This is a genomic window from Mesorhizobium sp. NPDC059054 (assembly GCF_042739215.1).
Lineage (GTDB): Bacteria > Pseudomonadota > Alphaproteobacteria > Rhizobiales > Rhizobiaceae > Mesorhizobium.
Genome location: NZ_JBHYHV010000006.1, coordinates 157,400 through 171,885, shown reverse-complemented (window position 1 = coordinate 171,885; position 14,486 = coordinate 157,400). Strand labels below are relative to the sequence as shown.

Below are 14,486 nucleotides of genomic sequence, written 5' to 3'. Positions count from 1 at the left end.
AAGCCAGTTTCGTGAGAGGCGGAGCTTTCCGGTGCCCAGGAAACGCGCCCGTTTGCACGCGGGAGCCGCTCCTCACATTGCTCGCAACCGAACCGAAGCGCGCGCGTTGCCGAAGCAGCGTCCAAGCGAAGGAGTGCCGGCATGACTTCACCGAAGCAACAGCGGCTGCAACTCTCAGGCGGAACCGATCTTTCCTTCGTCACCGCAGGTGATGCATCCAACCCCGCGCTGCTGCTCCTGCATGGCTTTCCAAGTTCATGGCGCACGTTCGGCAGCGTCATTCCCGGGCTGGCACGCATCGCCTATGTGATCGCGCCCGACTTGCCCGGCTACGGCCAATCGACTCCTTTGGCCGCGCCCTCGTTCGAAGCGCTCGGTGGCGCGATCGAGGAGTTGCTGGATCATCTCAAGGTCGGGCCGCGCTTCATCTACCTGCACGATTGGGGCGCACCGGTCGGGGTGCATGTCGCCATGCGGGCGCCCGAACACGTGGCAGGCCTCATCATCCAGAACGCCAACGAGCACCGCACCGGCTTCGGGCCGCTCTGGCAAGACACATTCGAATTCTGGGAAAATCCGACCGAAGAGAACGAGAAGAAGGCGACGTCGCACCTGACCTTCGAGTTCACGCGCGAGCAATACACGGGTGGATTGCCGCAGGAGATCGCCGCCAGAATCAAAGGAGAACCTTGGGTCGAGGACTGGCGCGTGATGAACCTGCCCGGCCGTATGAAAACGCAGCATGCGCTGATTGCCGACTACGGAAACCATGTCGCCAATTTCGATGCCGTTGCCGACTATCTCAAGCAGAGGCAGCCGCCGGCGCTGATGCTCTGGGGCCGCCACGACCCATATTTCGATATTGCCGAGACGCTGTCGTGGATGCAGGACCTGCCGCGCATGGAAGCCCATATCTTCGACGGTAGCCATTTCCTGCTTGAAACGCATGCCGAGCCGGCGCTTCGCCTGATGCTGGACTTCATCGAGAAACAGCAAACGCAGCAATAACCTCCGGCCGGTTGAGGAGGCAGAGCTTTGAAGAGGTTTCGGCTTGCTGAACCCTGCTGATGCGCTCAGCCATCCAGCGCTTGCCAGAAGCGCAGTGTGGTCGCGACGATCGCTTCAGGCGCGTCTTCCTGCATCAGATGCTTCGAACCAGGAACCGAAGTGAAGGGCGCATTCAACATGCGTCGCGCCAATTCATAACCATCCTCTATCGGAATCCAGTCGTCATCCTCGCCCCACAGAATCGTGACGGGACAGCGCATCTCGCCAAATCGTTCCTCCACCTCCTGGCTGTATTTATCGTCCATCTGCGCGATCTGACGCCAGAAGGCCTTCTGGCCGATCTCGCCGAGCCACGGTTCAAGATAGAGCCGCATCTCGTCCTCGCGCAGCGTATTGGCCACCGCGTTGCCGATATAGGCGCGTAGCATCGCTTCGTGGATGTAGGCGGGAAGGTTCGCGAAGACCTGTTCGTTTTTTCGGGCCGCCTGAACCAGCGGGGAGCCCTGCGGGCTGATCGCCACGGGATCGATCAGGACGAGCGATCGGTACTCCAGGTCGTTCAGCAGGTGGGCCCGCAAGGCATTTGAACCGCCGAAATCGTGCGCGACGATGTCGGGGAGTTCCAATTGCCAATGTCGGTATAGCGCTGCGAATACTTCGTTCTGAACGCCACGGGACACGTCGGCCTCCGGTTTGTCCGACTGTCCATATCCGAGCATGTCGAAGCAGAAGATCCTGCGTTCGCGTGCAAGCAACGGCGCTATGCGCCGCCATTCTACCGACGAAAAAGGCGTGCCGTGGAGAAGGACGGCAGGCCGTCCTTCTCCACTTGCGCCCCAGGCAATCGAATGGCCTCTAAAACGGAAGCGTTCCGGCAAATCCCATGGATGGCTCGGCATCAGGCTTCCCTCCGCAACCAGTAAATCAAAGCAACGCGGGGCAATCGCACCGTCAGTCTTCCAGCAATATTCTCTCGTCGGCAGAAAGCGCGGCGAAGGCTTCACGGGCCTCCGCCGGTGTCGTCTGGCCATCGATCGCGCCTTCGACGATGTCCCTGGTTGCGTGATAGGCAGCTCCGCGCCGCGACTGCGGCCAATCGATGAGCACGTCGGCTGCACCCTGTACGGATGTCACCATTCGCGACGATGCTCCGGTTGCACCGGTTCGTATCCGCACCGGGACGTCGAACTTCAGACTGCCGTCCATCGCATCGCTGATGTCGACGGTGACTTTGGCAAAGACATCCGCCTCCTTAGCCGCTTCCGCAAAAGCCTCCCGGGCGGCGTTCGGTTTCTGCTGCCCGTGCAGGACGGCCAGACACAGCGTTCGTGCCCTGACATGTATGGCGGTGCCCTGCCGAGGCCAGCGGTTGATCAGCAAATAGGCGGCTTCGCGGGCATTGGATACTTTATGCACCGTCCTCACTGTGCCAATGAAAACAGGGATCGGTCTGTCGAACCATCCTTTCTGCATGGAACTCCTCCCAACGCATTGCCAATGTGGCTCAACGCGGCGGGCGGGGGGAAGTTGCATGATTATCCAGGAGCGTTGACAGGTCCAACCCGTCAATAGGGTCAAGGTCCGGCGTTGATTGAGCCGGCTGGCCGCACACGAGAGCAGATTTCGAATTATCGGAACGACTTCGCTCGTCGCAGGTTGGGTCCGACAAGGAAGTCATTCCATCGTGAATGACGCCGCCACACGAAACGCAGTGGAGCGACCCGATGTCCCGTCAAAACGATTTTGAAACCGGCGCGCGCGTACCGAAGCCTGGCAAATCCCTGCGCCCGGACCCTGTCCATACCGGCGACCGCAGTGACGAGCCCAAGAAACCCTACGGCCTCGTTGAAGATCGCGATGACGTCAACGAAAAGACGCGGCACTCCGACGGTCGCAGCCATAGCCACCCGCGCCTTCGCGGGCATCCCGGCTGACGCGAACGGCCATGGCGACCGCGCTTAGGCACGGGCCCATTGAAGCCAGTTCGCTGCATGTTTGCGTCGACATGCAGGTCCTGTTCGCAAATGGCTCCCCGTGGCAAGTGCCGTGGTTCGAGAAGACCCTTCCGAGAATAGAAATGATCGTTGGCGCACACACGGCAACGACGATCTTCACGCGCTTCCTGCCGCCCAATCGCCCGGCCGATGCCGTGGCGATGTGGCGCCGCTATTACGAGCGCTGGCGCTGCGTGACGTTGGAACGGATCGATCCCGGGATGATCGAAATCGCACCTGAACTCGCCGGCTATTCACCGCCCGCCGAGACTATCGACAAAACCGTATACTCACCCTGGACGGAAGGACGCCTCGACGCACTTCTATCGCGACGGCCCGCCACGACGCTGATCATAACCGGTGCGGAAACGGACGTCTGTGTGCTGGCCACCGTGCTCGGCGCGGTCGATCGTGGCTTTCGCACGATCATCGCTTCCGATGCGATATGCAGTTCGGCGGATGAAACGCATGATGCACTGCTGAAACTCTATTCGACCCGATTCAGCGAACAGATCGAGTTGGCGACGAGCGCCGACATCCTTGCCAATTGGACTGGTCGGGAGTGACGCCATGAAAAAGTCCCTGCGTGACAACGGGCTTACCATCGCTCTGATGATCTGTTTCCTGGTCAGCCTGCTCGGCATGGTCATCGCTGGATTGGGAAGCCACAATGCTGAACTGGCCGAACATTCCGTGAGCGGCGTCGGTCTGTCGGCATATCTGCAAAGCGGGCAATTCCTTTCGGCGCTCTTCGAAAACTGGGAGAGCGAATTCCTGCAGATGGCCGCTTATGTGGTTTTTACCGCCATCCTGTTCCAACGCGGTTCTGCGGAGTCGCGCGATCCCGATGATCCGGAGCGGCCAGGCGACATGCGGCCATGGCCAAGCCGCACCGGGAGATGGCTCTATGACCACTCGCTGGGGTTGACCTTGGCAGGCCTGTTCGCATTGTCGTTTTTTCGCACATTGGCGATCGAGCCTTGTTGCCGCCAACGAGGATGCTCGACTTCACGGCACTCCGCTGCATTCGGCCTGGACTTATTTAGGCGATGCCGAGTTCTGGTTCGAATCCTTCCAGAACTGGCAATCGGAGTTCCTGTCGACGGCGGTTCTGGTCGTGCTTTCCATATGGCTGCGTCATCGCCACTCGCCCGAATCCAAACCGGTCTCTGCTCCCGACAGCGAAACGGGCGCCTGACAAAGCGTGGCGGCGTGCCCCGAGCACCTCACCCACGAACGCCGCTTGGCCGGACGATCCGGGATACAGGCCTGCGCTCTGCGCGATCAGGAGTCGTCAACGGCCGATTGCGGCGAAACTCTTCTCGAAACGATCGACGACATCATCGACATCGGACATCGCCAGGCAGAGCGGCGGGCACATACGAATGACATTGCGGTAGGGGCCCGACCGACTGGCGACGAGCCCGTTGCGGCGTGTCTCCTCGAAGACCGCGAGCGTCTCCTCCGGCGCCGGATCCTTCGTTGCTCGATCCCTGACGAGCTCGATCGCCAGCATCAGGCCGCGGCCTCTGACATCGCCGATGATGGGATAGCGCTCCTTCAGCTCATCGAGCCTGGCTTTGAGCGCGCCGCCGACGGCCTTGGCGTTTTCCTGCAGCCGCTCCTCCTGCATCACCTTGAGGACGGCGCGGCCGGCTGCGCAGGCAACCGGATTCGCCCCATAGGTGTGGAACAGGAACTTGTCGGCCATCGACTCGGCAACATCGCGTCTGGCGATGACCGCGCCGAGGGGGATTCCGTTGCCGACGCCCTTCGCAACAACCACGATGTCGGGCACCACGCCATGGGATTCAAAAGACCAGAAGGCGTCGCCCGTACGGCCGACGCCGGCCTGCACCTCGTCTATGATGCACAGACCACCCGCGGCTCGCACCCGTTCGAACGCACCGGCAATGTAGCCTTCGGGAATGGGAACGATGCCACCATAACCCTGCACAGGTTCGATGATCATGCCCGCCAGCCTGCCGCTCGTCGACGTCGCGATCGCCCGGTCGATCTCCTTCAAATAGGGCTCCACGCCTTCGCCGTGAACGCCGCGATACTGGTTCGGCTCGGGCACGAAGGTCACGCCGCCAAGCTGTGGGACGGCGTGACGGAAGCCGGCTATTCCGGTCACCGATTGCGCTCCGAACGTGGCGCCATGATAGCTGGAAGCAAGCGCCAGCATGTCGATATTGCCGGTGTGGGAACGCGCCATGAGAAGGGCGAGGTCGATAGCTTCCGCACCGGAATTGGTGAAGTGGACCACCCACTCATGACCGGCCGGCATGGTGGCTGCCAGTTCTTCGGCATATTGTGCGGGGACCGGGTGGTAGAACATCGTGGTGCAGTGGGTCAGCTCGGCGACCTGTTCGCTCGCCGCCTTGACGACCTGCGGGTGGGCGTGCCCGACCGAAATGCAAAGATTCATCCCAAGCAGGTCGATGTATTTGCTGTCCTGCTCATCCCAGACATATTGCCCACGGCCACGCTTGATGATCAGCGGATCCTTGTAAGGAACGAATTTGCGCTGGGAGGCAGAGTAGAACCGATTCCTGCGGTCGACGATACCTTGCGTCGACCAGTCGACTGCAAGCGAGGGATGGGTATGGGGAGCGTTCATGTCTTGGCCTCCGATTGGAGCAGAGCAGACCATGGACGCGCGCCGAAGGCACCCGCCAAAATCGTCCATCAGGATAACTGATGCAGCCGATTAGCAGCTTTGCGATCTGCCGGACGCAGCCGTGCCGGCGTCATGCTGGAACAACCGACGATTCCAGGGTGTAGTGGTCGGGAGGCAAATCGGGCAACCGCTCGTTTATCGCCTGTTTCAGCACCTCGGCGGTGCGCGCGGCAAAGGCTTCGGGCAGATCCCCCAGCTCGCGTTCGCGCGCAACCAAAAGGATATTGCGGGACAGGCTGGTGAACGGCAGGGGATGGACGTCGATTTCCATGCCCTCGGCAAGGCCGTCGATCAGCAGGGTCGGTGTCAGTATGGCGAAACCCATGCCCGCCGCGACGGGCGCCATCACGACGCTGGAGCGGTCGCCTTCCATAGCCCGTGGCAGCTCTATGCGCATACGGCTGAGATGCTGATCGACGCGCAAGCCGACCGGCGTCTCCCTGGAGAAGCGGACGAAAGCGAGTTTTCTGGCAAGCTTCGTGATGTCGCCGACATCGCCTGAAAAGCCCTTCGGGGTCACAAGCAGGAATTTCTCCGTCATGACCGGGTAGCGTGTCAGCCCTTCGATCTCGAACAGTTCGCCGGACGTCACCGCAAGATCGGCGCGGCGTGCCCTGAGCAGCGCGACATGGTCGGTGGCGAGCCCGGCGAAAAGGCTAAGCTCGGGAATTCCGAAATTCTTGCGGGCTAGAACCGAAAGCGCGGGCGCCAGAGTGGTGGCGATGGAAGCCAGCAGTGCCACCCTGAGCAAGGGCAGCGGCGCTGCGTTGATGCGGCGCGCGTCGGTGCGCAGTCCCTCCACTTCCGCGAGGATCGCAGCAGCCCGGCGATGCAGCGCAATCCCTGCCTTGGTCAGCTCGATGGGCCGCAAATTGCGGTCGATCAGGCTGACGCCGAGCGCCGTTTCCAGATTCTTCAAATGTTGCGACGCGGCGGACTGCGTCATGCCGAGCATCTGCGCGGCCTGTGTCACATGCCGTGTTTCGACGACGGCTGCGAAGACCTCAATCGATCGAAACAGGTTGAAGTCGAAGCTGCCACTCTTCACCAGGGTTCCTTCGCACCCGCCGTACATAAGTTTTCCTAATGTTGCAGAAATCCCATTGAGCGCAAGCCTGCTTGGCGGGAATGATCGCGCCGTTTTGACAGCGAAGGTATCCCACTGGTGAAGGAAGACGCCCGGATCGTGATCATAGGTGGCGGCGTGATCGGCTTGAGCGTCGCCTATCATCTTGCTGAGCTCGGCGTTTCCGATGTCGTGCTCATCGAACGGCACCAGTTGACAAGTGGCACCTCCTGGCATGCCGCCGGCATCGTCGGCCCGCTCAGGGCCACGCTCAATCTGACGCGCCTGGCGCAGTACGCGGCGGAATTGTTCCCGAGGCTCGAGGATCTGACCGGCCAGTCCGCCGGTTATCGGCGAACGGGTGGGGTCTGGCTGGCACGTCAGGAAGAGCGAATAAGGGAACTCGAACGCATCGCGCATTTGGGCGACGTCTGCGGCCTTCGGGTGGAGATGGTGGATGCCGCCGTCGTTGGCGATCGGGTTCCCGGAATCGCGCCGGATGGGCTGGTGGGCGCGCTCTGGGTGGAAGAAGACGGACAGGCCAATCCCGTCGACATCTGCGCTGCCTATGCCAAGCGGGCGCGCGCCGCCGGAATCCGGATACTTGAAGGAACCGCCTGCAGCGGCTTCGTGATCGAAAAAGGCCGGGTAACCGGCGTCAGGCTCGCGTCGGGTGTGACGATCCGCTGTGACGTGGCGGTGAATTGCGCCGGCGCCTGGGCAAAGCATATCGGCGCCATGGCCGGTATCCCGGTTCCGCTGCAGGCGGTCGAACACATGTATGTGGTGACCGAACCGGTTGCCGGTCTGCCCAATCCGTTTCCCATCGTGCGCGACCTGGACGAGGGCATCTACGTCAAGGGTGATTCCGGCAAGCTCGTGCTCGGCGGCTTCGAGCCGAACGCCAAGATCCTCGACGTCGCTGGCCCGGCTGGCGACAGGCCCTTTCTCGAACTCCCCGAGGATTGGGACCAGTTCGAACCTTTCATGTCGGCCGGCCTGCGGCTTTTTCCGGCACTTGCCGAGACCGGTATTCGCCACTTCATGAACGGGCCGGAAAGCTTCACGCCGGACACCCAGCCGCTGATGGGCGAGTCGCCATATCTGCGCGGCTTCTTCGTGGCGGCCGGCTTCAATTCGACGGGCATGATGTCGTCTGCCGGCGCCGGCAAGGCGATGGCCGAATGGATCGTTGATGGCGAGCCGGGCCTCGATCTGTGGCCGCTCGACATCGCGCGTTTCGATCGCGGCTCGGCGTCGCGAGCTTTCGTGAGCGCGCGGATGGAGGAATCAGTCGCCGACCTGTTCCGGATGCACTGGCCTCACAAACAGCCCAAGGCCGGCCGTGGCCTGCGCCGTTCGGCGTGGCACGGCATGCTGGGCGAAGCCGGGGCGGTATTCGGAGCCCCGACCGGCTGGGAGCGGCCGCTCTGGTACGCCCGCAAAGAGGCGGAACGCGAGCCGCGCTACACCTTCGGCAGGCAGTATTGGTGGCCGGCGGCGGAGCGCGAGGCGGTGGCGATGGCGAGCGGCGTTGGCCTGTTCGAGCTTTCTCCCTTTACGAAGCTCGATGTCTCCGGGCGCGATGCGGCAAGATTGCTGCAACAGCTTTCGGCCAACGACGTCGATGTTGCGGAAGGCAGGTCGGTCTACACGCAGATGCTCAACCGGCACGGCGGGATCGAGGCCGACGTCACGGTCACGCGCTGCGGAGAGACCGCCTTTCGGATCGTTTCGGGTGCGGCGACGCGGCAAAAGGATTTCGCCTGGATCGCCAGGCACGCCGACGATCTCGGGCTCGATGCCTCGGTGTTCGACGCCACTTCCGCCGAGGCGGTTCTCGGTGTCATGGGACCGCGCGCCCGCGATCTGCTGCAGGAATTGACCGATGCGGATCTGTCCGACGTGGCCTTTCCGTTCTCCACCTCACGGCGGATCGATGTCGGCATGGTCAATGTGCGGGCAACGCGCGTCAGCTTCGTCGGCGAGCTTGGCTTCGAACTCTATGTTCCCGTCGAATGTGCCGAAAGCCTGCTGTCGCCCATCAGGCAAGCCGGCAAGGCGCATGATGCGGTCCTTTGCGGTCACTATGCGCTGGACGGCTGCCGGCTGGAAAAGGGCTATCGGCACTGGGGGCACGATATCGGGCCGAAGGAGACACCGATCGAAGCGGGGCTGGGCTTTGCAGTCTCCTGGACAAAGGGCGATTTCATCGGTCGCGACGCGCTCGAAGCGCGGAGAGCAGAGGGTTTCAGCCGCCGCCTCCTGCATTTCGCGGTCGACGGCGCCAATCCGCTTCTGCTGCATGACGAGCCCATCTATCGGGACGGCAAGTTTGCAGGGCTGACCACCTCCGGCGGCTTCGGCTTCCGCACGGGGCTGAGCCTCTGCCTCGGTTATGTCGCCTTCGAGCCGGGCGAAACAAGACAGCAATTTGCCGCTTCGAACTATGAGATTGCGGTCGCGGGACAGCGCTTCGGCCTCAGGCTCCTCGACAGGCCGCCTTACGATCCATCGGGCAGCAGGATGCGCAGCCAATAGGAGACACTATGAGACAGCATGCCCGCGTCGTCGTGATCGGCGGCGGCGCCATGGGGGTTTCCCTTCTCTACCATCTGGCCAAGCGCGGCTGGAGCGACGTGGTGCTTGTCGAGCGGCAGGAACTGACGGCGGGCTCGACCTGGCACGCCGCAGGGCTCTGCACGCATTTCGCCCACAATGCCACGATCATGGAGATGCGGGCCCACTCCGTGCGGCTCTACCGGGAGGTGCTGGCGGCTGAAACCGGCCTGCCTACCGGCTTCCATCCGAGCGGCGCGCTGCGCGTAACGCGCTCGCAGGAGCGGATGGACGAGTTCCGTCACGTGCAGGGCCTTGGCCGCTTCGTCGGCTACGACTTCGAGATTCTGACACCTGCCGAGCTGAAGAAAATATACCCGCTCTGCGAAACCGACGGCATCCTCGGCGCCTTCTATGAGCCGAATGACGGGCATGTCGACCCGACGCTTGCCACCAACGCGATGGCCGCGGGAGCGCGTTCGCGCGGTGCTGAGATCATGCGCCACAATCCTGTCCTCTCGATCCAGCGCATGGCTTCGGGTGAGTGGCTGGTGCGCACTGCGCAAGGGGACATCAGGGCACAGCATGTCGTGAACGCCGCCGGCACCTGGTGCCGGGAAGTGGGTACGATGATGGGCATCGACCTGCCCGTCGTGCCGATGCTCCATCAATATGTCGTCACCGATACGGTGCCTGAAATCGCCGAGCGGATCGCCGGCGGCGAAAGGGAACTGCCGATCATCCGCGACCCGGAGGAAAGCTGGTATCTGCGCCAGGAGAGGGACGGCTACATCGTCGGACCCTACGAGAAGGCGGCTCATCCCTGGGCGATCGACGGCGTTCCTCCGGAGTTCGGCATGGAACTGCTGCCGCCGGATCTCGATCGCGTCGAACATATCATCGCACTGGCCATGGAACGGGTGCCTGCACTTGCCAACGCAGGCATCAAGACCGTCGTCAATGGCCCGATCACTTTCACGCCCGACGCCAATCCGCTGGTGGGGCCTGCTTTCGGAGTGAGGAACGGCTGGCTTCTGACGGGCTCCAGCATGGGTGTGATGGAAGGCGGCGGAGCCGGGGCCTTCCTTGCCGACTGGATCGTCGACGGCGAGCCGCCGAGGGATGCACTGGCCATCGATCCCCGGCGGTTCGGCAACTATGCCGACCGCGACTACCGCGTCGACAGGGCTGTGGAGTGCTTCGGCCTGCAATTCGGCGTTCACTATCCTTACGAGGAACGCGAGGCGGGGCGACCGCGTCGCACCACGCCGGCGCTCGACGTGCAGCTTTCGCAGGGGGCGGTATTGGGCGCCGCCTACGGGTGGGAACGACCCAACTGGTTCGCGAAAGCAGATAGCGGATGCAATCCGCCGCTCACGTTCAGACGGCCGGGCTGGCTGGATGCCGTAAGAGGGGAATGTCTTGCCGTGCGGGACGGCGTCGGGGTCATCGACCTCTCGGCCTTCTCGAAATTCGATGTGAGCGGACCGGATGCCGAAGCGTTCATGGCCTCGCTGGGCGCCAACACGCCGCCATCGCGCCTTGGCCGCATCGGCCTCATCCATGTTCTGACCGAGAAGGGCGGTGTCGCGTCCGAGTTTACCGTCACGCGGCTCGAACAACACCGTTTCTACCTGACCAGCGCAGCACTGGCAGAACGACACGACGAAGACCTGCTTCGTGCCCGCTCTGCTTCGTTTCCCGGTGTCGTCATCGAAAACATCACCGAAAGGCGAGGTGTCCTGGGCGTCATGGGGCCGAACGCTGCCGCCGTCCTGCAAGCGGTCAGCGAGGTCGATTTCTCGAATGCAGCCTTCCCGTGGCTGTCGGCGCAGACGATCAGGATCGCCGGCATCAAGGTGACGGCGCTTCGGGTATCTTACGCCGGTGAACCGGGATGGGAGCTGCATGTCCAGCTCGCGCAGTTCCGGCGCCTCTACGACACGATCGTCAAGGCAGGTGCGAAATATGGCCTGCGTCCCTTCGGCGTCTATGCATTAAACTTCATGCGGTTGGAGAAAGGCTATCGCGGCTGGGGCGCCGACCTGACGACCGAGCGCACGCCACTTGAGGCCGGGCTTAGCGCCCTGGTCAAGACGGACGGACGCTCCTTCATCGGCCGCGAGGCCATGCTCGAACGCCAGAAGGCGCGTCCCTGGCGGATGGCGCTGCTGGAGATCGAGGACGATGGCGAACGGCTTCCGTTCTACAGCCACGCTGTTCTGCGCGAAGGCCGGCCGGTCGGCGTCATCACCAGCGGGGGGTATGGCTTTCGCACGAACAAGGTGCTGGCGCTCGCCTATCTCAAGCCAGGGATAGCCGGACGTGAGTTCGACATATCGATCCTCGGCAAGGAACTCGCGGCGCTAGAGCTGGAGGAAGCCCCTTACGATCCGCGAAATCTGCGTTTGCGTGGGCTGGATCATTTGCAGCCCGCGGCGTCGTTTTGAACGTCTGGAGAGACACGATGGAAGATGTCGTCACACCTGGCGAGGCAGCGTCCCCGGCGCGCTCGCGCGGACGCGCCGCGCGTCTCGTGCAACGAGGCTCCCAGGAGCCGCGCCGCCCTTACATCAGTCGCAGGATCGGAACGTTCAACATCCTCGATGAGGAGGGCCTGAGCCTGATCGAGGCCAATGCCGACCGTCTGCTCAAGGAGATCGGAATGGAATTCCATGACGATCCCGAGATCCTCGATCTCTTCCGCGATGCCGGAGCCGACGTGAAGGGAACGCGCGTCCGCTTCGAGCCCGACATGTGCCGCAAGATCGTTCGCGCGACCGCTCCGCAGCAATTCAAGCAACATGCCCGCAATCCCGCCAACACCGTTGTGATCGGCGGCGACAACACTGTGCTTTGTCCATCCTGGGGCCCGCCTTTCGTGCACGATCTCGACCGGGGCCGTCGCTATGCGACGCTGAACGACTTTCGCGATCTGGTGCGGATTCATCAGATGATCCCATACCTGCATCATTCTGGCGGTGTGGTTTGCGAACCTGTCGATCTTCCAGCGAACAAGCGTCATCTCGACATGCTCTACACGCATGTGCGCTATTCGGACCGCCCTTTCATGGGCGCGTTCATCGGCTCGATGCGGGCACAGGATGCGGTCGACATAGCCAAGATCGTCTTCGGCGAGGAATTCGTCGCAAACAACGCCGTGCTCTACAACGTCAGCAACACCAACGCGCCGCTTGTGCTCGATGCCAACATGTCCGGTTCGCTCAAGGTCTATGCACGCAACAACCAGCCGGTCGCCTGCACGCCCTGGACGCTTGCCGGTGCGATGAGCCCCTGCACGGTTGCCGGCACGCTGGCGCAGGTGCTGGCCGAGGCGCTTGCCTGCCTCTCTCTCGTGCAGCTCATCAACCCGGGTGCTCCCTGCCTGATGGGAAGCTTTGCCAGCACCATCTCCATGCAGAGCGGCGCGCCGACTTTCGGCACGCCGGAAGCGGCAAAGATGGTCCTGGCAGCCGGTCAGCTGGCGAGAAGGCTCGGGGTCCCGTTTCATACGGTGGGCACGCTTTCGGCATCCAAGCTGCCCGATGCGCAGGCGGAGCAGGAGGGGACATGGGGCTTGCTGATGTCGCTTCTCGCCGGCGCCAATGTCGTCAATCACGCCACGGGATGGCTGGAGGGAGGACTCGTCACAGGCTTCGAGAAGACCATCATAGATGCCGACCTCTGCGGCAAGGTGATGAGCCTGTTCGAGGGCATCGACCTCTCGCCGAACGCTCAGGCTATGGAAGCCATCGAGGAAGTCGGGCCGGGGTCGCATTTCCTCGGCAGCGCCCATACACAGTCGAACTTCCTGTCTGCGTTCTATCGCTCGACGATCAGCGACAACAATTCATTCGAGCAGTGGAATTCCGAGGGTGGCCTGGATGCTGCCCAGCGTGCCAACCTCCGGTGGAAGAAGCTTCTGGCCGACTATACGGACCCGGGCCTCGACCCCGCGGTCGACGAAGAACTGCAGGCCTTCATCGCCAGGCGCAAGGAGAGCATGCCGGACCAGGACTATTTCTGAGCGGTAAAAGCGCTTTGCTGGTCAAGGCCTTATGCGAGTCATCGTTTTTGCTAATGCAAAAGAATATGGGATGGATTGCCTGTTCCTTCCGCTAACCTGACGGCAAGATCAGAGAAAATCCGGCATCAGGATTGGGGAACCTCATGAAACATTGTCTTCTCGGTTTATCGCTCGGCGTTACGCTGTTCGCCACGACGGCATCGGCGTTATCCGCCGACGTCACCATGCCGGACCCGAACTACGCGACCGCCACGGCGGTGATGAATGTGATCAAGGCGGCGGCGGAGCAGGAACTCGGCCTGTCGATATCGACGGTCACGACCACTGCGGTGCCGGTGATCTGGGAGGCGATGGACCGCAACAAGGGAGAGGTCGACATCTGGCCGGACACCTGGCTTCCCAATCAGCAGGGGCTCGTCGACAAATACGTCAAGGACAAGAAGTCGGTTAAGCTGGCCGAGAACGGATACGAAGCTAGGCAGGGCTATTGTGTCACGCAGGTCACCTACGACAAACACGGCATCAAGAACGTCTCGGATCTGGCCAATCCCGACAATGCCAAGATCTTCGACCGTGACGGCGACGGGAAGGGCAACATATGGATCGGGGCGCCGGGTTGGCAGTCGACCAATATCGAGAAGGTCCGCGCCCGGGATTACGGCTTCGCCGATTTCTTCAATCTCGAAGCGACGGACGAGGCGATCTCGAACGCCACGCTCGACAGCGCGGCAAATCAGGACAAGCCCTGGATTGGATATTGCTACGGGCCTCACCAGAATTTCGCGCGCTACAAGCTGCAGTTCCTCGAAGAGCCGCAAAATGATCCGGCCAAGTTTGTCGTTGTCCAGGCCAACGAAGACCCGCAATGGTTCGAGAAATCCAAGATCGCGTCGGCATATGCCAAGACAACGGTCCATGTCGCCTATGCTTCATCGCTGACGGACAGGCAGCCCGATCTTGTCGCCGCGCTGGAACGCATGCAATTCAATCCTGATGATGTGAGCAAATGGGCCTATTCCATCATCGTGGACAAGAAGCCTGCGGACGAGGTTGCGAAGGATTGGATCAAGGCAAATCCCGAAACGGTTTCCAAGTGGTTTGGCCACTGAACGGCAGGGCTCCGCATCGCGACAGGCTGGTTGCAAAGAC

Annotated in this window: 11 protein-coding genes and 1 pseudogene; 8 read left to right on the top strand and 4 right to left on the bottom strand. The window is 62.1% G+C overall.

Features of this window, described 5'->3' with window-relative positions:
* The first annotated feature begins 141 nt into the window (after positions 1–141).
* A complete protein-coding gene (locus tag ACFWXH_RS24640) occupies positions 142–1,008 on the top strand; it encodes an alpha/beta fold hydrolase (RefSeq protein ID WP_379123963.1) in 867 nt (288 codons plus the stop codon).
* Positions 1,009–1,073: 65 nt separating this feature from the next.
* Here the strand turns inward: ACFWXH_RS24640 and ACFWXH_RS24635 are convergent, their stop codons facing one another.
* Positions 1,074–2,012, bottom strand: coding sequence for an alpha/beta fold hydrolase (locus tag ACFWXH_RS24635; RefSeq protein WP_379123962.1), 939 nt, complete (start codon positions 2,010–2,012; stop codon positions 1,074–1,076).
* Positions 1,960–2,481 carry a DUF982 domain-containing protein gene (locus ACFWXH_RS24630; protein ID WP_379123961.1) on the bottom strand — a complete coding sequence of 174 codons (522 nt, stop codon included), beginning with the start codon at positions 2,479–2,481 and terminating at the stop codon, positions 1,960–1,962. Before ACFWXH_RS24630 ends, ACFWXH_RS24635 begins: the two co-directional genes overlap by 53 nt.
* 251 nt (positions 2,482–2,732) lie before the next feature.
* On the opposite strand from ACFWXH_RS24630, the gene ACFWXH_RS24625 reads away from it, so the two are divergent.
* The 3 genes and pseudogenes from ACFWXH_RS24625 (at position 2,733) to ACFWXH_RS24615 (ending at position 4,200) form a co-directional block, all read left to right on the top strand.
* Positions 2,733–2,942 (top strand): hypothetical protein, encoded by a 210-nt coding sequence (locus tag ACFWXH_RS24625; RefSeq protein ID WP_379123960.1) that lies wholly within the window; start codon positions 2,733–2,735, stop codon positions 2,940–2,942.
* Between the two features lie 11 nt (positions 2,943–2,953).
* Complete coding sequence (locus ACFWXH_RS24620) at positions 2,954–3,568, top strand: cysteine hydrolase (RefSeq protein WP_379123959.1); 615 nt, start codon at positions 2,954–2,956, stop codon at positions 3,566–3,568.
* A gap of 4 nt (positions 3,569–3,572) precedes the next feature.
* Positions 3,573–4,200, top strand: a pseudogene (locus ACFWXH_RS24615) (DUF6766 family protein).
* Positions 4,201–4,296: 96 nt separating this feature from the next.
* Here ACFWXH_RS24615 and ACFWXH_RS24610 read toward each other — a convergent pair.
* Both ACFWXH_RS24610 and ACFWXH_RS24605 read right to left on the bottom strand, forming a co-directional pair.
* Positions 4,297–5,625, bottom strand: a complete 1,329-nt coding sequence (locus ACFWXH_RS24610) for an aspartate aminotransferase family protein (protein ID WP_379123958.1) — start codon at positions 5,623–5,625, stop codon at positions 4,297–4,299.
* 130 nt (positions 5,626–5,755) lie between these two features.
* Positions 5,756–6,760 (bottom strand): LysR family transcriptional regulator, encoded by a 1,005-nt coding sequence (locus ACFWXH_RS24605; protein ID WP_379123957.1) that lies wholly within the window; start codon positions 6,758–6,760, stop codon positions 5,756–5,758.
* A 90-nt stretch (positions 6,761–6,850) separates the two neighbouring features.
* On the opposite strand from ACFWXH_RS24605, the gene ACFWXH_RS24600 reads away from it, so the two are divergent.
* From ACFWXH_RS24600 to ACFWXH_RS24585, 4 genes are all read left to right on the top strand, one after another.
* Entirely contained in the window at positions 6,851–9,292 is a 2,442-nt protein-coding gene (locus ACFWXH_RS24600; RefSeq protein ID WP_379123956.1) for an FAD-dependent oxidoreductase, read from the top strand.
* Between the two features lie 8 nt (positions 9,293–9,300).
* Positions 9,301–11,760, top strand: coding sequence for an FAD-dependent oxidoreductase (locus ACFWXH_RS24595; RefSeq protein WP_379123955.1), 2,460 nt, complete (start codon positions 9,301–9,303; stop codon positions 11,758–11,760).
* A 17-nt stretch (positions 11,761–11,777) separates the two neighbouring features.
* Positions 11,778–13,337: a trimethylamine methyltransferase family protein gene (locus tag ACFWXH_RS24590; protein ID WP_379123954.1), complete on the top strand. Its 1,560-nt coding sequence runs from the start codon at positions 11,778–11,780 to the stop codon at positions 13,335–13,337.
* 143 nt (positions 13,338–13,480) lie between these two features.
* Entirely contained in the window at positions 13,481–14,446 is a 966-nt protein-coding gene (locus ACFWXH_RS24585) for a glycine betaine ABC transporter substrate-binding protein (protein ID WP_379123953.1), read from the top strand.
* The last annotated feature ends 40 nt before the right edge of the window (positions 14,447–14,486 follow it).